This is a genomic window from Dryocola sharpae (assembly GCF_051307055.1).
In the GTDB taxonomy this organism is placed as follows: domain Bacteria; phylum Pseudomonadota; class Gammaproteobacteria; order Enterobacterales; family Enterobacteriaceae; genus Dryocola.
On sequence record NZ_CP149994.1, the window covers coordinates 249,779 to 271,481 of the forward strand.

The 21,703-nt window shown below is 54.8% G+C and carries 12 protein-coding genes; 7 read left to right on the forward strand and 5 right to left on the reverse strand.

Annotated elements, in window-relative coordinates:
- Positions 1-105 precede the first annotated feature (105 nt).
- Positions 106-1,539, forward strand: coding sequence for a glycogen synthase GlgA (gene glgA / locus WLO31_RS01135; protein WP_435928683.1), 1,434 nt, complete (start codon positions 106-108; stop codon positions 1,537-1,539).
- Between the two features lie 19 nt (positions 1,540-1,558).
- Positions 1,559-4,006 (forward strand): glycogen phosphorylase, encoded by a 2,448-nt coding sequence (glgP, locus tag WLO31_RS01140; protein WP_435928684.1) that lies wholly within the window; start codon positions 1,559-1,561, stop codon positions 4,004-4,006.
- Positions 4,007-4,114: 108 nt separating this feature from the next.
- Here glgP and WLO31_RS01145 read toward each other — a convergent pair whose 3' ends face one another.
- The 3 genes from WLO31_RS01145 to glpE are packed head-to-tail and all read right to left on the reverse strand — an operon-like array spanning position 4,115 to position 6,096.
- Complete coding sequence (locus tag WLO31_RS01145) at positions 4,115-4,873, reverse strand: DeoR/GlpR family transcriptional regulator (RefSeq protein ID WP_435928685.1); 759 nt, start codon at positions 4,871-4,873, stop codon at positions 4,115-4,117.
- Positions 4,874-4,889: 16 nt separating this feature from the next.
- Positions 4,890-5,720: a rhomboid family intramembrane serine protease GlpG gene (gene glpG / locus WLO31_RS01150; RefSeq protein WP_435928686.1), complete on the reverse strand. Its 831-nt coding sequence runs from the start codon at positions 5,718-5,720 to the stop codon at positions 4,890-4,892.
- Positions 5,721-5,766: 46 nt separating this feature from the next.
- Positions 5,767-6,096: a thiosulfate sulfurtransferase GlpE gene (gene glpE / locus WLO31_RS01155; protein WP_435928687.1), complete on the reverse strand. Its 330-nt coding sequence runs from the start codon at positions 6,094-6,096 to the stop codon at positions 5,767-5,769.
- A gap of 200 nt (positions 6,097-6,296) precedes the next feature.
- Here glpE and glpD point away from each other — a divergent pair, with 200 nt between their 5' ends.
- Positions 6,297-7,805 carry a glycerol-3-phosphate dehydrogenase gene (gene glpD / locus WLO31_RS01160; RefSeq protein WP_435928689.1) on the forward strand — a complete coding sequence of 503 codons (1,509 nt, stop codon included), beginning with the start codon at positions 6,297-6,299 and terminating at the stop codon, positions 7,803-7,805.
- A 92-nt stretch (positions 7,806-7,897) separates the two neighbouring features.
- On the opposite strand, the gene malT is transcribed toward glpD, so the two are convergent.
- The gene (gene malT / locus WLO31_RS01165) at positions 7,898-10,603 is read right to left on the reverse strand and encodes an HTH-type transcriptional regulator MalT (protein ID WP_435928690.1); all 2,706 of its coding nucleotides are present in this window, start codon (positions 10,601-10,603) and stop codon (positions 7,898-7,900) included.
- 460 nt (positions 10,604-11,063) lie between these two features.
- On the opposite strand from malT, the gene malP reads away from it, so the two are divergent.
- Together malP and malQ are read left to right on the forward strand one after the other, a co-directional pair.
- Positions 11,064-13,466, forward strand: a complete 2,403-nt coding sequence (malP, locus tag WLO31_RS01170) for a maltodextrin phosphorylase (protein ID WP_435928691.1) — start codon at positions 11,064-11,066, stop codon at positions 13,464-13,466.
- A 9-nt stretch (positions 13,467-13,475) separates the two neighbouring features.
- A complete protein-coding gene (malQ, locus tag WLO31_RS01175) occupies positions 13,476-15,557 on the forward strand; it encodes a 4-alpha-glucanotransferase (RefSeq protein ID WP_435928693.1) in 2,082 nt (693 codons plus the stop codon).
- A gap of 298 nt (positions 15,558-15,855) precedes the next feature.
- Here malQ and WLO31_RS01180 read toward each other — a convergent pair whose 3' ends face one another.
- Positions 15,856-18,984, reverse strand: a complete 3,129-nt coding sequence (locus WLO31_RS01180) for an autotransporter outer membrane beta-barrel domain-containing protein (RefSeq protein WP_435928694.1) — start codon at positions 18,982-18,984, stop codon at positions 15,856-15,858.
- A 716-nt stretch (positions 18,985-19,700) separates the two neighbouring features.
- Here WLO31_RS01180 and WLO31_RS01185 point away from each other — a divergent pair.
- Together WLO31_RS01185 and WLO31_RS01190 are read left to right on the forward strand one after the other, a co-directional pair.
- The gene (locus tag WLO31_RS01185; RefSeq protein WP_435928695.1) at positions 19,701-20,357 is read left to right on the forward strand and encodes a helix-turn-helix transcriptional regulator; all 657 of its coding nucleotides are present in this window, start codon (positions 19,701-19,703) and stop codon (positions 20,355-20,357) included.
- Between the two features lie 4 nt (positions 20,358-20,361).
- Positions 20,362-21,693, forward strand: coding sequence for a TolC family outer membrane protein (locus WLO31_RS01190; RefSeq protein ID WP_435928696.1), 1,332 nt, complete (start codon positions 20,362-20,364; stop codon positions 21,691-21,693).
- Positions 21,694-21,703 lie beyond the last annotated feature (10 nt).

Genomic DNA, 21,703 nt, shown 5'->3' on the forward strand with positions numbered 1-21,703 from the left:
ATGAAGGATTGACCCGCGCGCGGCGCATGCCGCGCGCTGTCATTTTATCGTTCGGCGCTGTACCTGACGAAAAACAGCGCCGCGACTTGCTATACGGGAGCGATAATGCAGGTCTTACATGTATGTTCTGAAATATTCCCACTGTTAAAAACCGGTGGGCTTGCTGATGTTATCGGCGCGCTACCCGCAGCCCAGATAGCCGGGGGCGTGGATACACGCGTTTTGCTGCCCGCTTTCCCGGATATCCGTCGTGGTATTGCCGATGTGCAGGTGGTTGCCCACCGCGATACCTTTGCGGGTCATATATCTTTGTTATACGGCCACTTCGGCGGCGTGGGGATTTACCTGATCGACGCCCCTCATTTATACGACAGGCCAGGAAGCCCTTACCATGATACTAACCAGTTCGCTTACCCCGATAACGTACAGCGTTTTGCGCTGCTCGGGTGGGTAGCCTGTGAGATGGCCTGTGGCCTGGATCCCTTCTGGCATCCGGATATCGTGCATGCGCACGACTGGCATGCGGGTCTTGCGCCAGCCTATTTACACGCGCGCGGCAACCCGGCAAAGTCGGTCTTCACCGTTCACAACCTGGCCTATCAGGGGCTGTTTTACGCCCATCATATGAATGATATTGGCCTGCCCTGGTCGTTCTTTGATGTGAACGGGCTGGAATTTAACGGACAAATTTCGTATTTGAAAGCGGGCCTTTATTATGCCGATCATATAACAGCGGTCAGCCCGACCTACGCGCGCGAAATCACCGAGCCGCAGTTTGCCTACGGCATGGAAGGGCTGCTGCGCCAGCGCCATCGTGAAGGACGATTGTCCGGCATACTCAACGGCGTGGATGAAAAAATCTGGGATCCGGCCCACGACCTGCTGCTCGCCGCGCGCTATAACCGCGACACGCTGGAAGAAAAGGCCGAGAATAAGCGCCAGCTGCAAATTGCCATGGGGCTGAAGGTCAATGACAAAGCGCCGCTTTTTGCGGTAGTGAGTCGTTTAACCAGCCAGAAAGGTTTGGATCTGGTTCTCGAAGCGCTGCCGGGGCTGCTGGAGCAGGGCGGCCAGTTAGCCTTGCTAGGCGCGGGCGATGCGGTCATGCAGGAAGGATTCCTGGCGGCGGCAGCGGAGCATCCAGGCCAGGTTGGCGTGCAGATCGGTTACCACGAAGCCTTCTCTCACCGCATTATGGGCGGGGCGGACGTGATTCTGGTGCCCAGCCGGTTTGAGCCGTGCGGCTTAACGCAATTGTACGGTCTGAAGTATGGCACCTTACCGCTGGTGCGGCGGACGGGTGGACTTGCGGATACCGTTGCGGACAGTTCGCTGGAAAACCTGGCGGACGGTATCGCCAGCGGGTTCGTCTTTGAGGACAGCAACGCCTGGTCGCTGCTAAGAGCGATTCGGCGCGCCTTCGTGTTGTGGTCCCGCCCGTCGCTGTGGCGATTTGTCCAGCGTCAGGCCATGGGTATGGATTTTAGCTGGCAGGTGGCGGCACAATCTTACCGCGACCTTTATCAACGCTTGATGTAATCATCCAGGAAACACCCATATGAACGCACCCTTTTCCTATGCATCACCCACGCTTAGCATCGAGGCTCTGAAGCACTCGATTGCCTATAAGCTGATGTTTACGGTGGGGAAAGACCCTGCCATCGCCAACAAACACGAGTGGCTTAACGCCACGTTGTTTGCCGTGCGAGACCGTCTGGTCGAACGCTGGCTGCGTTCCAATCGCGCTCAACTTTCGCAGGAGGTTCGCCAGGTTTACTACCTGTCAATGGAGTTCCTGATCGGTCGTACGCTCTCTAACGCTCTGCTTTCGCTGGGAATTTATGAGGATGTGCAGAACGCCCTTGAAGAGATGGGCCTCGATCTGGAAGAGCTGATTGACGAGGAGAACGATCCCGGACTCGGTAACGGCGGCCTTGGCCGCCTTGCCGCCTGCTTTCTTGATTCGCTGGCCACGCTCGGTTTACCGGGACGCGGCTACGGCATCCGCTACGACTACGGCATGTTTAAACAAAACATCGTCGATGGCCGTCAGAAAGAATCGCCCGATTACTGGCTGGAGTACGGCAATCCGTGGGAATTCAGACGTCACAACACACGTTATAAAGTGCGTTTCGGCGGACGCGTTCAGCTTGAGGGCAGAAAAACCCGCTGGGTGGAAACCGAAGAGATCCTTGCGGTTGCCTATGACCAGATTATCCCCGGTTACGATACCGACGCGACCAACACGCTGCGCCTGTGGAATGCGCAGGCAAGCAACGAAATCAACCTTGGTAAATTCAATCAGGGCGACTACTTCGCCGCGGTAGAAGATAAGAACCATTCGGAAAATGTATCGCGCGTGCTGTATCCGGATGACTCTACCTATTCCGGCCGCGAACTGCGTCTGCGCCAGGAGTATTTTCTGGTCTCGGCGACGGTGCAGGATATTCTCAGCCGACACTATCAGCTGCACAAAACCTACGCCAATCTGGCGGATAAGGTCGCGATTCACCTCAATGACACCCATCCGGTGCTCTCCATTCCTGAGCTGATGCGTGTGTTAATGGATGAGCATAAATTCAGTTGGGAAGGGGCCTTTGAGGTAACCTGCCAGGTATTCTCATACACCAACCACACGCTGATGAGCGAAGCGCTGGAAACCTGGCCGGTAGATATGCTCGGTAAAATTCTGCCGCGCCATCTGCAAATCATCTTTGAGATTAACGACTACTTCCTGAAAACCATTCAGGAGCAGTATCCCAGCGATACGGGCCTGCTGGGGCGCACTTCGATTATCGACGAATCAAACGGTCGCCGCGTGCGCATGGCATGGCTTGCGGTCGTGGTGAGCCACAAGGTGAACGGCGTCTCCGAACTGCATTCAAACCTGATGGTGCAGTCGCTGTTTGCGGATTTCGCCACTATCTTCCCGATGCGGTTCTGCAACAAAACCAACGGCGTGACGCCAAGACGCTGGCTGGCGCTGGCGAATCCGCCGCTTTCAGAGGTGCTGGATGAAAACATCGGCCGCACCTGGCGCACCGATCTCAGCCAGCTTAACGATTTGAAACAGCACATTGATTATCCGATGGTGCATCAGGCCGTACGCAAGGCGAAGCTCGCCAATAAGAAAAGGCTGGCGGAATATATCGGCCAGCAGCTTAACGTGGTGGTGAACCCGAATGCGCTGTTCGACGTGCAGATCAAACGCATCCATGAATACAAGCGTCAGCTGATGAACGTGCTGCACGTCATTACGCGCTATAACCGCATCAAAGCCGACCCGACGGCCGAGTGGGTACCGCGCGTGAACATCTTCGCCGGTAAAGCCGCATCGGCCTATTACATGGCGAAACACATCATCCACCTTATTAACGATGTGGCGGCGGTCATCAACAACGATCCGGTGGTGAAGGATCTGCTGAAAGTGGTGTTTATCCCGAACTACAGCGTGAGCCTTGCGCAGATCATTATTCCGGCGGCGGATCTCTCCGAGCAGATTTCGCTTGCAGGAACAGAGGCTTCCGGCACCAGTAATATGAAGTTTGGCCTGAACGGCGCGCTGACCATCGGCACGCTCGACGGCGCAAATGTCGAAATGCTCGAACACGTCGGGGCGGATAATATTTTCATCTTTGGTAATACGGCGGAGGAGGTTGAAGCGCTGCGGCGCAACGGCTATAAGCCGCGTGAATATTACGAAAAAGATGAAGAGCTGCATCAGGTGCTGACGCAAATAGGTACCGGCACGTTCAGCCCGGGCGAGCCAACCCGCTACCGGGATCTGCTGGATTCACTGATTAACTTTGGCGACCACTATCAGGTGCTGGCGGATTATCGCAGCTATGTGGATTGCCAGGATAAGGTGGACGAACTGTACTGCCAGCCGGAAGAGTGGACGATTCGCACGATGCACAACATTGCCAATATGGGCTATTTTTCGTCTGACAGAACGATTCAGGAATACGCCGACGAGATTTGGCATATCAAACCGGTGCGGCTGTAAACACCTGAACGGTAATCTGACCCAGGGCGGATAGCGCCGCGCTTATCCGTCCTGTGATATTCCCAGCCTGTAGGGTGGATAAGCAACGCGCCATCCACCGCTAATGATTTAGCACAGCTCCAGCAGCACATTATTAGCCGTAATCACCTGCATCACGCCCGCAGGCGGCATCACGTCGGTATAAACCTGATCGACCAGGCTAATACTGCCCAGGTTAACCATCGCGTTGCGGCCAAACTTCGAATGGTCGACAACCAGCATCACGCAGCGGGAGTTATCAATAATCGCCCGCTTGCTGCGCACTTCGTGATAGTCGAATTCCAGCAGCGAGCCGTCGCTGTCGATGCCGCTTATCCCCAGAATGCCGAAATCCAGGCGGAACTGGGAGATAAAGTCCAGCGTCGCTTCGCCAATTATCCCGCCGTCGCGGCTGCGCAGTTCGCCGCCCGCCAGAATAATACGAAAGTCTTCTTTTACCTTCAGCGTGTTGGCGACGTTCAGATTGTTGGTGACCACGCGTAAATTGCTGTGGTCTAAAAGCGCGTGGGCGACGGCTTCCGGCGTGGTGCCAATGTCGATAAACAGCGTGGCGCCGTCCGGGATTTGGTCGGCTACTTTGCGCGCAATACGCTCTTTTTCTGCCGTCTGCGTCGCCTTGCGATCGTGCCAGGAGGTATTCACCGAGCTGGACGGCAGCGCCGCGCCGCCGTGGTGACGCATAATCATGTTGCGATCGGCGAGATCGTTCAGATCGCGGCGAATGGTCTGCGGGCTGACCGAAAATTGATCCACCAGCTCTTCAGTGCTGACATATCCCTGTTTTTTAACCAGCTCGACAATGGCGTCGTGTCGTTGCGTTTGCTTCATGCTCTACTCCAGATTTTTATGTTCGTTTTCGCGCATGCAGAGTATCGGCCAGCGCCATTGCGAGGCCCACAAGGAGGCCGGTAACGTGGGCGGCGTTAGCGATCGACAGGCCTAAAATATCGAAGTAGCCCAGCACTATCCACAGCACCGCAAAGGCCATCAGGCCGCGCTGCATATAGATGCCGCTTTCAGGATCGCGCTCGCCCCTGAGCCATACATAGCCCATCAGCGCGTAAACCGTTCCCGATAAGCCACCGAACAACGGGCCGCTGAATTTCGCCTGGACGTAGCCGCTAAGCAGCGCCGAGATAATCGTCAGGGTGATGAGCTTTCCGCTGCCAAGACGCTTCTCCAGCGGGCCGCCAAGATACCACCACCATAGCAGGTTGAAAGTGATATGCAGCAGCGAAAAATGCATGAGGGCGTGGGTGAAATAGCGCCAGAATTCATAGCGCAGGCTGTCATCATAGGGCCAGGCCAGCCAGACCATCACGTTGCGATCGCCCAGCAGCTGCATAGTCAGCCAGACCAGCACGCACAGGGCAATGACCGCAAGCGTAAAAGGCCCGGCCTTTTGCCGGATTGTCGCAAGGAAGGAGTAACGCTGATAGCGCAGGTCGCTTGCGGTATCGCCTGCGGCCCAGCTTGCCGCCAGATAACGCGAGTCGCCGGGGTTGGCGAGAAACGCTTCCAGCTCGCTACGCACTCTGGACTCCTGGCTGTCATCCGCAAGCCAGATATCGCTCTGCTGGTGCCGTTGGATCGTGAGGACGACGCCCTGCGTCGCCATATAGTCGACAAACGCCTGCGCAACCCGCGGGTTGGCAAACGAGGTGATCATGATCATAGGGTTTCAACCAAATCCTGACAAAAGGAAGCAGTATACCTGCACCTTATGCGGCGCCGCGATCGACTTCCGCCGGGAAATGGCGATGCCAGGCGTCAAAGCCGCCATCTACGCTGTAAACGCTGTCGTAGCCCTGCTGCAGCAGATACTGAGCCGCGCCTTTGCTGCTGTTGCCGTGATAGCACATCACCATCACCGGCGTGTCGAAATCGGTCTGCTGCATAAAGGCCACCAGACGATCGTTTGTCAGATGGAAGGCGCCAGGGGTGTGGCCCAGCGCAAAGCTCTGCGGATCGCGAATATCCACTAATACCGCCAGTTTCTGGTGCAGTTTCTGGTGCGCTTCTTCTACACCAATACATTCAAATTGATCCATAGCTTGCTCATGTACATATAAAGGAAAGGGACGGGCTCGACGACATAGTAAGCGAAACCTGTCGCTGGCCGCTGATATTAACGCCATTGTGTTAGCCATATCACGCAGAAATGTTTTTTTTTCGTTACCAAAACGCCGGGCACTTGCTATTATGAGCGATAACGAACATTTATGAGCTTTAACGAAAGTGTGAGGGCAGCATGGAAACCAAAGATCTGATTGTCATTGGCGGCGGTATTAACGGCGCCGGTATCGCGGCAGATGCAGCAGGCCGCGGCCTGTCTGTGCTAATGCTGGAGGGGCAGGACCTCGCCTGCGCAACTTCCTCCGCCAGTTCAAAACTGATCCACGGCGGTCTGCGCTATCTGGAACATTACGAATTCCGCCTCGTGAGCGAGGCGCTGGCCGAACGCGAGGTGCTGTTGAATATGGCGCCGCACATCGCCTTTCCTATGCGTTTCCGCCTGCCTCATCGCCCGCATTTGCGTCCGGCCTGGATGATCCGCATCGGCCTGTTTATGTACGATCACCTGGGCAAGCGCACCAGCCTGCCGGCGTCCACCGGTTTGCGTTTTGGCGCAGATTCGGTTCTTAAGCCAGAAATTGTGCGCGGTTTCGAATATTCCGACTGCTGGGTGGACGATGCGCGACTGGTGCTGGCGAACGCGCAGATGGTCACGCGTAAAGGCGGCGAGGTCAAAACCCGTACCCGCGCAACCAGCGCTCGTCGCGAAAACGGGCAATGGATTGTCGAGGCGCAGGATATCGATACCGGCGAAACCTTCGTCTGGCGCGCGCGCGGCCTGGTGAACGCTACCGGCCCGTGGGTGAAGGATTTCTTCGACGACGGCCTGAAGCTTCCGTCGCCGTACGGCATTCGCCTGATCAAAGGCAGCCATATCGTTGTGCCGCGCGTGCACAACCAGAAGCAGGCTTATATCCTGCAAAACGAAGATAAGCGCATCGTGTTTGTCATTCCGTGGATGGATGAGTTCTCGATTATCGGCACCACCGACGTGGAGTACAAAGGCGATCCGCAAGCGGTTCACATTGACGAGAGCGAAGTGAAATACCTGCTGGATGTGTACAACGAGCACTTTAAAAAGACGCTTTCACGTGAGGATGTGGTGTGGACCTATTCCGGCGTGCGCCCGCTTTGCGATGATGAATCGGATTCTCCGCAGGCCATCACCCGTGATTACACTCTTGATATTCATGATGAAAACGGCAAGGCGCCGCTGCTTTCCGTCTTCGGCGGCAAGCTGACAACCTACCGTAAACTCGCCGAACACGCGCTGGACAAGCTGCAGGCTTACTATCCGAAAATCGGCCCGGCCTGGACTAAAGGCAGCAAATTGCCGGGTGGAGATATCACCGGCGACCGCGATGATTTCGCCGCCCAGCTGCGCCGCCGCTATACATTCCTGAGCGAAAGCCTGGCCCGCCGCTTTGCCCGCACCTACGGCAGCAATAGCGATCTGATCCTTCAGGAGGCGACATCCCTTGCCGATTTAGGCGAGAACTTCGGGCATGAGTTTTACGAAGCCGAACTGCGTTATCTGGCCGAGCACGAATGGGTGAAGCGTGTCGATGACGCCATCTGGCGTCGCACCAAGTTAGGCATGTGGCTGACGGAAGAGCAGCAGGCGCGGGTGGCGCAGTGGCTGGTAAAGCGGAACGGTAAATCGACGTTGTCGCTGGCATCGTGAACAGGCGGTGGATAGCGCTTGCGCTTATCCACCCTGCACACTCAAAGGCGCGGAATTTGCAGGTTGAATAAGCCTGCACTATCCGACATTGTTTAAACCCCGTACCCCATCATCTTCAGCAGCTTCTGCGCATGCTGCACGGCATCCTGACGGTGCGCCACGCCCAGCTTCTGGTACAGATTGCGGATATGCGTTTTGATGGTGGTTGCCGCCACGTCCAGCTCGCCCGCAATTTGCTCGTTGCTGTAACCCGAATAGATAAGCCCCAGCACCTGCCATTCACGCTGGGTTAGCGGACTGGTGCGAATCAGCTCCGGCACTTCCGGATGGGTCAGCAGTCGGTTAACAAAGTTCTCATCGAAGTGCGCAAACTTGTGGCGGTGGTGCTGGTTAATCTCCCGCAGAATACGCTGGGCGCGATGCTGATCCAGCTCCGGCAGCGTATTGAGCTGGATTAGCTGACGCAGCTGCTGCGCCATGGCTTCGCCCTCAATCACAAAGTGGCTGATAAACCCGGTACGGTTGGCCAGCGCCAGCGCTTCAAGCAGCACGCGCTGGGCATCGCTTTTACGACCGGACTGCCAGTAGAGCTGGTTTAACAGCAGCAGGTTGCGGTTAAGATCGCTCATCAGGCGCAGGCTACGCGCGTTTTCGTTTAACTCTTCCAGCACCATTTCCGCCGGGTCGAACTCACCCAGCAGGATCTGTACGCGGGCGATGTTGCGCCACTGGCTTTGCAGGAAGTGGTTATTGGCGAATTCCGGTTTTGGCGTCTGGCGCAACCAGTTGGCGGCTGACTTTTTATCGTCGGTCATTTGCCAGTAAATGACCCGCACTTTATCGGCGTTAGAGACCCAGTCGCTGTGATACGGTCCGTTCCCCAGCAGGTTTTCAAGACGATTCAGGTGGCTACGGGCGTTATCCAGATCGCCGCGCGCCAGCGAGCACTGCACCAGCAGCGCCAGACATTGCAGCTGTTGCTGCGGCTGGTAGCCGGAAAGCACCTCCACGCCGTAACGGGCCGAAGCCTCGGCTTCATCCAGGCGTGACCACGCCCACAGCAGCTGCGCGCGAATGCGCAACAGGAATTCGTGCAGCGGCAGCTGCTCGAGATGCTGTTCGCGGATCAGAACGAAGGCTTTTTCCTGCGTCTCCCAGGCGGCCTGCAGGAAGCCCTGGGCCAGCAGAATTTCGCTTTGCTGAATAAGGCTCCACAGCGCGTAATGCCACACGTCGTGACGGCGCGACATCTGCTCAGTTTGCTGCATCACCGACAGGGATTTGGTTAAATCGCCTTTACAGTGCAGCACTTCGCCGTGGACGGAGGTAGCAACGATTCGGCTGTAGTAGTTTGCCAGCGGCAGCATATCGAGCGCGATCATCGCCAGCCGCTCAGCCTCAACCGGATCGCCGTCGTTAATGGCAACCTGCGCGCGCAGGGCGTTGAATTCCCCGTGCAGCGTATCGTCCATTTCCAGATTCATTTCCTGCTCGGCTCGCGCCAGCAGCAGGTTGACTTCACTGTAGCGGTGCTGGCTTTGCATCAGCCAGGCCTGCAGCAGCACCAGCTTCGGATTCTCCAGCAGGCTTTCCCACGGCAGCGCCTTCAGCGACTCTTCCAGCAGAGTCAGCTCGCTGTGGTTAAACAGCGCCCAGGCGTGGTGCAGCAGGATATCGCGCAGCATGCTGGCGTCGCCTGCGGCCAGCGCGTGATGAATGGCTTCGCTCGGGAAGCCCTGCGCCATCCAGCTTTCGGCGGCGGCACGGTGAATATCCGGCAGTTCAGCGGCAAGCTCCCACTGACAGCGCTGGCGCAGGAAGCTGCCAAACAGCGGGTGGAAGCAGAACCATTCGCCGGAGTCGTCCATGCGCTGCATGAAAAGCCCCTGCCGCTCGGTCTCTTCCAGGCGCATCTGGCCGTTTTCTTCGCCGGTGACGCGGACAATCAGGGCATCATTCATCGAACGCAGAATGGAGCTGCGCAGCAGGAAGTTACGCGTATCCGTATCCACGTTATCAAGCACTTCATCCACCAGATAGTCGGAAAGGTGGCTGGCATTGATACCGGAAAGGCGACGCGCGGAGTGATGGGCCGAGGTATTATTTTGACGTGCGGAAAGGGCGATGAGCTGCAATGCCGTCGCCCAGCCGGCGACGTCGTCGCACAGTCGACTGCTGTCGGCTGACTCAATCGGCGTATTCAGACGGCAGTCGAAGAACTGTTTCGCTTCCTGGTGGGTAAAGGCAAGCTGCTGGCTGCCAATTTCCAGAAGCTGATCGCGCACGCGCAGGTTGGCAATACCAAGCTGCGGCAGGTTGCGCGATAACACCACCAGCGTCAGGTTTTCCGGCTGGTGACGAATGAAAAAGCGCATCGCTTCGTGAATGACCGGGTTGTTGATTAAGTGGTAATCATCAATAACGAGAAATAGCGGGCGATGCCATTCCGCCAGCTCAATAAACAGCTGCGCAAACAGCGATGAGAGGCTCGCATACTGGCGCTTTTGCGCCATCACTTCACTGCTGACACAATGGCCGCCGGTCGCCTGTTGAATGGCGGTAACCAGATAACTGGCAAAGCGTTCCTGTTGGTTGTCGCCCTCATCAAGGGAGTACCAACCTAACTCATTTTTCCCTGCTGCCCACTGGGAGACCAGTGTGGTTTTGCCATAGCCTGCGGGACTGGTTATCAACGCCAGGCGATAATTTGCGGCGATTGATAGCTTCATCAGCAGGCGGTCGCGAACCACGGTATTTTCCAGACGCACCGGGCGACTCAATTTGGATGGGATCAACATAGTGTCACTTCACTGTGTATATAAATTTATACAGAAATGAATTTTTTTACGCTTCGTAATTAATGCTTACCGTTAAGGTCGGCCAGATTTGATCTTATTGCAAGATTGTTGAACTTTCCGTGAGTGTTAAGTTGCACCTTGTCACAGTTCCATATTTTTATTGAATGGGTTCCCAATTAATCATACATTTTTCATTAACTTTGATTGCTCGTTTTCCGCGTCCCGCCTGAAAAGAAAACGGTTACAGACGCCGGGAGAAAACGAACGTAAAGGCTCCTTTGTTGTCCGAATTCTGGTGGAATTTCGGTCTCGCCAGCCGGGATTTAAGTGCCCACGATCACACTTTTAGCTCATCCCCGCCGCTCCTCCTGGTCTTTTCCCCCTCAGGATGAGGAATAAGCCCAGGCCGCCCGGCACACTAACGGGCAATGCATTTAGAACATCAAAGGATCGATCCCCTATGTCACAGCCGAGCTTCAACAAAGAACAATTCCAGGCTGCGCTGACCCGTCAGTGGCAGCGTTATGGCCTGCAGGCCGCCAGCGAAATGACCCAGCATCAGTGGTGGCATGCCGTAAGCGGCGCGCTGGCTGAACTGCTGGCAGCGCAGCCGGTCGTCAAACCACAAGCGAAGCAGCGCCACGTTAACTACATCTCGATGGAGTTTCTGATTGGCCGCCTGACCGGCAATAACCTGCTGAACCTCGGCTGGTATCAGGAGGTGGCGGATGAGCTGCAAGCGTTTGATATCAACCTGACCGATCTGCTTGAAGAAGAGACGGACCCGGCGCTGGGCAACGGCGGCCTGGGACGTCTGGCGGCGTGCTTCCTGGATTCTATGGCGACAGTGGGCCAGTCGGCGATAGGGTATGGCCTGAACTATCAGTACGGCCTGTTCCGCCAGTCGTTCAAAGACGGACAGCAGATGGAAGCGCCGGACGACTGGCAGCGCGGCAGCTACCCGTGGTTCCAGCATAACTCGGCGCTCGATGTGCAGGTTGGCGTGGGCGGCAAGGTCATTAAAGAAGGCAAAAATAGCCGCTGGGAACCGGCGTTTATCTTCCAGGGCGAAGCATGGGATCTGCCGGTGCTTGGCTACCGTAACGGCGTCGCACAGCCGCTGCGTCTGTGGCAGGCGAAGCACGCCCATCCGTTCGACCTTACCAGATTTAACGACGGCGATTTCCTGAAAGCGGAACAAGCCGGCATCGACGCGGAAAAACTGACCAAAGTTCTCTACCCGAACGACAACCACCTGAACGGCAAAAAGCTGCGCCTGATGCAGCAGTACTTCCAGTGCGCCTGTTCGGTGGCGGATATTTTACGTCGCCATCACCTGGCCGGCCGCAACATCGCCGCGCTTGCCGATTACGAAGTGATTCAGCTTAACGACACTCACCCGACTATCGCCATTCCTGAACTGCTGCGCGTGCTGATTGACGAGCACCAGCTAAGCTGGGACGACGCCTGGGCCATCACCAGCAAAACCTTCGCCTACACCAACCACACTCTGATGCCGGAAGCGCTGGAGTGCTGGGACGAAAAACTGGTGAAAGCGCTGCTGCCGCGCCACATGCAAATCATCAACGAGATTAACGCCCGCTTTAAAAAACTGGTCGATAAAACCTGGCCGGGCGACGAAGCGGTATGGGCAAAACTGGCGGTGGTGTACGACAAACAGGTGCGCATGGCGAACATGTGCGTGGTGAGCGGTTTTGCGGTAAACGGCGTTGCCGCGCTGCACTCCGATCTGGTGGTGAAAGATCTGTTCCCGGAATACCACCAGCTTTGGCCGAACAAATTCCATAACGTCACCAACGGCATCACGCCGCGCCGCTGGATCAAGCAGTGTAACCCGGCGCTTTCCGCCCTCATTGATAAGACCCTGAAGAAAGAGTGGGCCAACGATCTGGACGTGCTGGAAGGGCTGGAAAAATACGCTGACGACGCGAAGTTCCGCAAAGCATACCGCGATATCAAATACCAGAACAAAGTTAAGCTGGCGGCGTTTGTGAAAGCGCGTACCGGCATTATTATCAGCCCAGATGCGCTGTTCGACGTGCAGATCAAACGCCTGCACGAGTACAAACGTCAGCACCTGAATCTGCTGCATATTCTGGCGCTTTACAAAGAGATCCGTGAGAACCCGCAGGCGGCTCGCGTTCCGCGCGTGTTCCTGTTCGGGGCGAAAGCGGCGCCGGGTTATTACCTGGCGAAAAATATTATCTTCGCCATCAATAAAGTCGCGCAGGCGATTAATAACGACCCGGTCGTTGGCGACCAGCTGAAAGTCGTCTTCCTGCCGGATTACTGCGTTTCCGCGGCGGAAATCATGATCCCGGCGGCGGATATCTCCGAGCAAATCTCCACCGCGGGCAAAGAAGCCTCCGGCACCGGCAATATGAAGCTGGCTCTGAACGGCGCGCTGACCGTGGGCACGCTGGACGGCGCCAACGTCGAAATTGCCGAGAAAGTGGGTGAAGAGAACATCTTTATCTTTGGGCATACCGTGGAAGAGGTGAAGGCCCTGAAAGCCAAAGGCTACGACCCGGTGAAATGGCGTAAGAAAGACAAAGCGCTTGATGCGGTACTGAAAGAGCTGGAGAAGGGCGTTTACACCGATGGCGATAAGCACGCCTTCGATCAGATGCTGCACAGCATCGGTAAAGAGGGCGGCGACCCCTATTTAGTGATGGCTGACTTCACGGCTTACGCCGCGGCACAAAAGCAGGCTGATGCGCTGTATCTCGACCAGGAAGCCTGGACTCGTGCCGCCATTCTGAACACCGCGCGCTGCGGCATGTTCAGCTCGGATCGCTCGATTCGGGATTATCAGCAACGCATCTGGCAGGCTAAACGCTAAGGGAAGATCATGGATAGCAAACGCCTTGATAACGCCGCGCTGGCGGCAGGAATTGCGGCTAATTACATCAACGCTCACGGTAAGCCGCAGGCCATTCCGGCGGATACCAAGCTGCGCTTGCTGGAAGCCATGAGCCGCACCACCGCCTCTAAAAAGGGGGCGGTCACCCCCGTACCGAACGTGCAGGTTTTTACCGCCGGAACGAAGATGGCGCTGCCGCTGGAAGGTCACGGTGAATTTACCTGGCAGCTGACAACGGAAGCAGGAAAACAGCATCACGGAGAGGCGCTGGCAGGGAGTAAGCTGGCGTTGCCCGCCAGGCTGCCGGAAGGCTACCACGACCTTACCGTCAGCCAGAACGAACGCGCCTGGCAGTGCCGCGTGATTGTCGCGCCGAAGCGCTGCTATGAACCCGATGCGCTGTTGCAGGACAAGAAGCTGTGGGGCGCCTGCGTGCAGCTTTACACTTTGCGTTCCGCGCATAACTGGGGCATCGGCGATTTTGGTGATTTACAGCGCATGCTGGTGGACGTTGCGAAGCGCGGCGGTTCGTTTATCGGACTGAATCCGATCCATGCGCTCTACCCGGCAAACCCGGAGAGCGCAAGCCCGTACAGCCCGTCGTCGCGGCGCTGGCTGAACGTTATCTATATCGACGTTAACGCCGTAGACGATTTTCTCTTAAGCGATGAAGCCCAGGCCTGGTGGAAGATGCCGGCTACGCAGCAGTCGCTCAAAGCGGTGCGTGACGCCCAGTGGGTCGATTACGCCACCGCCACCGCGCTGAAGATGGCGGCGCTACGCATGGCGTGGAAACAGTTCTCAAAGCGTACCGCGCGTGATGAGCAGGTGCAGGCTTTCCAGTCGTTTGTGGCAAACGGCGGCGACAGCCTCTATTTCCAGGCGGCCTTTGATGCGCTGCACGCCTGGCAGGTTAAAGAAGATGAAATGCGCTGGGGCTGGCCGGTATGGCCGGAAGGCTTCCGCGATGCGCATAATCCGGAAGTAAAAGCTTTCTGTAGCAAGCACAGCGACGAGGTCAACTTCTTCCTGTGGCTGCAGTACCTCGCCCACGCCCAGTTTGAAGCGTGCTGGCAAACCTGCCAGAGTTTTAAAATGCCAATCGGCCTGTACCGCGATTTGGCGGTTGGCGTGGCGGAAGGCGGCTCGGAAACCTGGAGCGACCGGGAACTGTACTGCCTGGAGGCATCGGTTGGCGCGCCGCCGGATATTCTTGGCCCTCTTGGCCAGAACTGGGGTCTGCCGCCAATGGATCCGCACGTTATAGTCGCACGGGCCTATGAGCCTTACATTGAAATGTTACGTGCCAATATGACCAACTGCGGCGCGCTGCGTATCGACCACGTTATGTCGATGCTGCGTCTGTGGTGGATCCCATACGGTGAAACGGCGGATAAAGGCGCGTATGTGCATTATCCGGTGGACGATCTGCTGTCGATCCTGGCGCTGGAGAGTAAGCGTCATAGCTGCATGGTGATCGGCGAAGATCTGGGTACGGTGCCGGTTGAGATCGTAGCCAGGCTGCGCGACAGCGGCGTTTACTCCTATAAAGTGCTTTATTTTGAACACGACAGCGAGAAGCAGTTCCGCGCGCCTAAGGCGTGGCCGAAACAGTCGATGGCCGTGGCAACCACTCACGATCTGCCTACGTTACGCGGCTACTGGGAAAGCGGTGATTTAACGCTGGGTAAAACGCTGGGGCTATATCCTGACGAAAAAGTGCTCGCCGGGCTGTATCTGGATCGCGAACGCGCCAAACAGGGGCTGCTCAACAGCCTGCATGAATATGGCTGTTTGCCAAAACGGGCAGGGCACAAGGCATCCCACATGGCGATGACGGCCACGCTTAACCGCGGCATGCAGCGTTATATCGCCGACAGCAACAGCGCGCTGCTGGGCCTGCAGCCGGAAGACTGGCTGGGCATGGCGGAGCCGGTGAATATTCCGGGCACCAGCTACCAGTATAAAAACTGGCGTCGCAAGCTATCCACTTCGCTTGAAGAGATGTTTGCCGACGAGAGCGTGAATAAGCTGCTGAAAGATCTGGATAAGCGGCGTAAGAAAAGGTAGCTGCGGTTTAAGGGTGCATGACGCAATGCTTATCCGTCCCTATTCCCTGAGCCGCCGCTCTCTTAAAGAGCGAAACGATTAGCAGAGGGGAAAGAACCATTCCATTATGGTTCTTTCCTTACAGAAGATTTTGCCGGGCCGCGGCAAAAATTTACTCTGCCAGTACGACCCTCCTGAGAATGCGGCTGAACGCCTGAATAATATGCGCGGAACCGGCAACGTTATTTCTTTGCGTCATTATGCCAGCCCCGCGAGGTTAAAGTGGTCAGGGCTCTATAGCCTTAGTAATACGATCTCATCAGAAGCTATAGCGGGCACCGAATAAAAAGCTGGTATCGCTAAAGGATTTATCACCAACCTGAAGCGTGACGTTGCCCCAGATATCAAGGTTTTCCTGTACTTTACCTTCAACGCCGGTTTTAAATTCAGCCATGTTGCGGGTTCCGGCAACAGTGTTTGAAACGTCATCCATTTTCACCTTGTAATCGCTGGTGTTGTGGATCCAGTTAGCCTCAATAAAAGGCTGGAACTCGCGCCCCGTGTTGTCGTCAAGCGCGCTGTGGCCCCTGAGTGACGCACGAACGCCAAGGCGGGAGAGGAGGTTGCCGGACGACGGCTCAGAGATCCTTGTACCGTTGCTCTCTCGATGCGGGTTGGCATTGACGTCCATCCAGATAAGCTGGAATTTTGGCTGTAGCCAGCTGCTTTGCCGCTTACTCGCCGCCACAGGTAAGGCATATCCCCCTTCAACAGACGCCGTGAAGCCCTGGGAGTGATAGCTTTCCTGAGGGAGCGCCTGGCCGCTGATGCTGTTTTTAAACCAGTTATACAGAATCCAGCCGTCCAGGTAAGTGCCGCTTTTATCTTCCTGGGAAGCAAACCAGGTAGCGTATCCCCCTAAGCTGTAGCCTTCAACAGTGCCCTCGGCACGATAACCTGAGATGGCTGAACGAGTGTTGCTCTGCGAATGGCCGTAGCCAACCATTGGACCAGCGTGCCAGCGTTCATTGTCGTTACTGCTCCAGTCAATAAAATCTTTGCCTAACTGCACGACATAGCGGTTTGCACGAGTTTTGAGCTGAAGGCTGCCGTCGTTAAAGCGCGTATGTCCTCCTGCCTGCCGTAGCCACAGGCCATCGGCACGATTGCTGCCGGCCGAGCGCGTGATAAAAGCGGCTTCCCCCATGCGGTCATGTAATGTGGTGTTAAACATCGTGTTTGCGGCCATCATATTAGCCAGCAGAGCGCCAGATTCTGGACGGTATACGTCAGTTCGCGGGCGAACAGGTCCGGCGTCCGGAGATTCTTTTTCATCCGAGGGCGGTGCAATAATTTCGCCTGGGGATGATTCAATAACTTCATCCGACGGCGGCGCAATAATTTCGCCTGGAGATGATTCAATAACTTCATCCGAGGGCGGGGCAATAATTTCGCCTGGGGATGGTTCAATAACTTCATCCGACGGCGGTTCAATAACCGGAGCCTGGCTGGTGAGGAACCAGTTCTCATTTTTCTTCACCAGGCTGTAATCATAGCTCCCGGCGACTATGCGTCCGGTGGAAGTAAACGACCCGAAGGATGTGCCCCCCACGCTGACAAGCTCAATGCCTTCAATAGTTTTTGCCCCGACTCCCCCTATATTGTTGATGGTTACCAGCGTTTCCCCGGCCTTAACATCGCCTGTGACGGTAAGCTTATCCGTTGCTGACTGGTCATCTCCCAGGACGGTATTCATCACCAGCCTGCCGCCATCGCTCAGATAGTCTCCTTCCACGGAGAGCGTTTTATAGCCGCCGTCATCCGGCGCTGCAAACACGATGGTGCCGTGATTGGTGAGCGATTTAACATCTGAATCTGCCGCCATTGTCCACCGGCTACTGCTATCAAGGGAGAGTTCACTAATACGATGGCTAAAGCCGGTTAAAGATGAGTTCTGGCTTAACGATACGCGGGTGTAGTTATCCACGCTGTCGGAAATCAGTGAACCGTTTAGTACGCTATTCTTCGTCGCATTCAGGTTCACGCTGCTGAACAGCGGTCCGCTGGTGTCCTGGTTGCTTCGCACGTCAAGAAGCTGCCCGGCCCCGCTGTCGAGGGTTGTGCTGACCACGTCCATATTCAGCAGCGCGGCATTTGAGGTAACAATGGCTCCTTGTTTTGCATGAATGCTGACGGTATCAAGGGATATGACATTCGGCATGGCGTCCAGATTTCCCGCAGCGTAGATAGCCGTACTCTTTCCTGTGGTATTGAGTGCGGAATCAACCAGGTTTAACGTACCGTGGAACAGACCGGCGGCATAGGCATTGTCACCTGTTGTGGTCACCTGCAGATTCGAACCGGTAATTGTCGAACCCGGATAGGCTATTAGCCCAAAGCTCCCCCGCCCGGCAGTCGTCACCGTGGTATCCGCCAGGGCTATCTCTCCGCCGCGGGCTGCAAAAACACCAGCGGATCCCGCACCTGCGGTCTGAATATCCAGCTGTTTTCCGGAAATCGTCTGTTCGCCATACAGCGCGTAGGCGTTTGCACCGAAGGTTTCCAGCCGGCTGTTGCTCAGGCTTGCCGGGCCGTTCTGCGCGTTAACGGCGAATGCTTCATCTCCGGAAGTGATAAAGATGGCGTCCTTTGCCGTCAGAGACGAGTCGTCGGATGCTATCCATATCGCGTCGCCGAAATCACCTGTGGTTTGATAGCGACCGCCATTAATGGTTACCCCGGCCCCCGCGTTGGCGTTAATCGCGTAGGCGTAAACGCCAGCGCTGCTGACGATACTGTCGTTGAGTACGATATCGCCGTTCATGATCCGAATAGCGTCAGCATCCTGGGCAAAAATCGTGCTGTTGGAAATAACGGCGCTGCCTTTATCCGCGAGGGCGCCAGATTTGAGGCTCAGACCCATTGCCTTATCTGTGGCGATAATCTGGATATCCGTGGCTTCCAGCTCGCTGAGGCTCCCCAGCATAATGCCGCCATTGGCGGAATTAGCCGCGTTAATCGTCGTTCCTTCTAAAGCGATCAGGGAACGGTTTTCTCCGGCAATCCCCCAGGAGGCAGTTCCTGTCGTGCTGATACTTCCCTGCATGGCATGCAATACGCCGCTGTCCAGTTTGATGGCATCGGCGGCCGACCCCTCGCTGGCCAGGGTCGCATTGGACACATTTAGCCTGCCCCCTTTTTCAATAAGCGCGACACCCGTCAGGCTGTTGCTGGTGAATAGCAATCCATCAGCGCCTGTTTCAATCTTGCTCATGGCGCCTGAAACATAGAGAGGGTAATCACCGTAACCACTGGAAGCGTAGTTTTGGGTGACGGTTACGGTCTCGCCATCGATAGCCTGAAAAGCGATGGCAGAAGTGACAGGTATTGATAACAGGTACAATCCAGCAGCCAACTGATAGTAAACAGCGGTATCCTGTCGCGACATAATATTTTCCTTAATAATGTCAGTGACAACGCCTGAAATTTATCAACGATAAGGTGATGCCTCTGATGAGTTAAATTTGCTATATAAGATTTTTACCTTGACCCAGCGTTAATATTGATAGGTCTTATTGTTTGACCACTCATTTATACCGTTACAGGCTACTCTCTTGAGGTCGCGCAGATTCCGGATTCGCGATTTTCCTTATCTATTCCAGCTTCACTACGCTTACGGGATGCACAGGCCTGACGTAAAAGAGCGAATTACCGAAACACCTATTAACGCTGCCGCTTTATTGAATGCACCCAGCACGCTGAAAACCGGCTCCATTACCACGTCAGGATGGAAATAGTTGCCGGATAAAAGAGGTGTTGTAAGTGTTCCATTAAATACAACTATTTTATTGCTTCATCGCCCTGCATTATAATGATCGCTTCTGAGTTTGAGAAGTTAGGATTATATCTAACATCCTCCGTGCTATTTTAGAAAAATCTTATAACTCACGATGTTTAAATAAAGTGGGTAAAATCCTAATTAACAACTCGTTGTAATGGTTATTTGGATAATTTACTATTCAACGGATTGATACCTTTAGCCTTGCTGAAATACGCCATAAAGCTGAAGTCATAGCCATCTTTATTATCTGGCTCTCTGTGTATGCGTTGAGTTGTGAAAGGGACGTGCCTGAATATGTTATATATGAATAAAATGGAATGATTATGAAAAATGAGACTCGCAAAGTTAAGGTCGCGGTATTTTATAATTTTTCTATCTTTCAGAAAGTGATAAGCCGTTATCTTAAGACAGAAACACAAACCAGCGGTGTTGAAATCATCTTTTATCGCTCCATGCACGCTTTGCTCAACGCGATAGAGGAAGATCAAATTGATGTTTTATTTACAGAATTTAGCTTCTTATCAAACAATAAGTCATGGATTGCCATCAGCAAAAAGTTCAGCAGATCGTGCATTGTTCATCATGTCAAAAGAGTGATGCTCGTTGCCAACCAGCATCCCTACTTATTACGGCATATTGTTGATATGAAATTTGAGGCCACGATTAGCCTCAATGAAGGGATCGCCGGTTTCCGTAACATCATCAACATAATCCGGTCGGAGGGAAAAACTCCTTTTGTTTCAGAAGAATTGCTGCAGCAGCTTGCTGAAACAGACAACCGGGAGTTTCCACTCTCGCCGAAAGAATGGGAGGTGTTGTATCTGGTCGCTCAGGGGTACTCGATTTCAGAAATCGCGGACAGAAAAAACCGGGCGAACAGTACCGTTGCGACACAAAAACAAAGCGCGATGAAAAAGCTCAACTTGGCCAGCAACAGCGAATTAATAAAGTACATGTATGTTACAGGGATGATGGAGTAACGCGATGCAATATAAAGGATTAGTTAACCCCGCGGTGGTATTGCTGCTTGGCTTTATCAGCCATCATGCTGCGGCATTAACGTTGCAACAGGCAATTCTGGCCGCGGACCATTACGATTCAGGCATCCGCGCAGCGCGTGAGCTTAACGACGCCGAGCAGCAGAAGCGTCTGCAGGGTTTCTCTGGCCTGTTGCCACAGGTCAGCCTTAACGGGGGAATCTCTAAGCAGGATCAGCCCGGAGCCACCTATGCTGCGGGCGTCACCCGGCATAATTACAGCGTTAATTTAAGCCAGCCGATTTTTGATGTTTCAAAATTCGCCGCCTGGAGACGCGCCGAGGCGATGGCCGATCGGGGGCAGATTAACTATATGCTGGCGCAGCAGCAGTTAATAAGCGACGTGAGCGAGGCCTGGTTTGCCGTCGCTTACGCAACGCAGGTGCTGAAAAACGCTGAACGCACCAGGATGGCATTCAGTCAGCAGCTGCGCCAGGCGCAGCGGGGACAGGATCTTGGGGAGCAAACCCGGCTGGATGTCGATGAAGCTCAGGCCAATTACGATAACGCCCTGGCGGAGGTCATTGCCGCTGAAAGCGATCTCAATAATACCCAAATCCGTTTTTTGAAATTAACAGGCCTGTCAGGAAATCAGATTCCGTTAAACACTCTGGAGTGTTTCACACCGCCATCTCTACCGGAGCTTGAAAAGGTTAAAGCGAAAACCAGCACGCATAATCTCAACGTGCAGGCGGCTATGTTTAGCCTTGAGCAAAGTAATGCCGACGTTATTGAGAGTACGGGAAATCATTTGCCGGTCGTCACCTTTCAGGCTTCGTATGGTAACAACTGGAGCAGGGGCGAAAATGAAAACGTCTTCGACTCCTTATTTGGCACAACGTCAAAAACACGAAATACCAATATTGGCGTTAACGTTTCCATTCCCATCTTTGCCGGCGGCAGCCATATTTCGCAAAGCATCGAAGCCGCGCACCGTAAAGAGCAATTCAGGCAGCTATTGGTTGATGCCCAACGCAAAGCGCAGGAAGAAGCGGAAAGCGCCTGGTACGGCATGATAACCGGCGACGCCAAAATTCGGGCCTATCAAAAAGCGATATTTTCAGCAAAAAAACGTATGGAATCGACGCAATACGGCAGGGATATTGGCCAGCGAACGGTGCTTGATGCGCTGAACGCAGAAAGCGATTATTTCAAGGCGTTGAAAGAGACCGCCAGAGCCCGATACGACTATATCACCGCCAATATTCAGCTCGCCAGAGCGACCGGGGAGCTTGATTATTCTTATCTGAATAAATTCAGCTGCCCATCCCACACTTAGATTTTTGGAA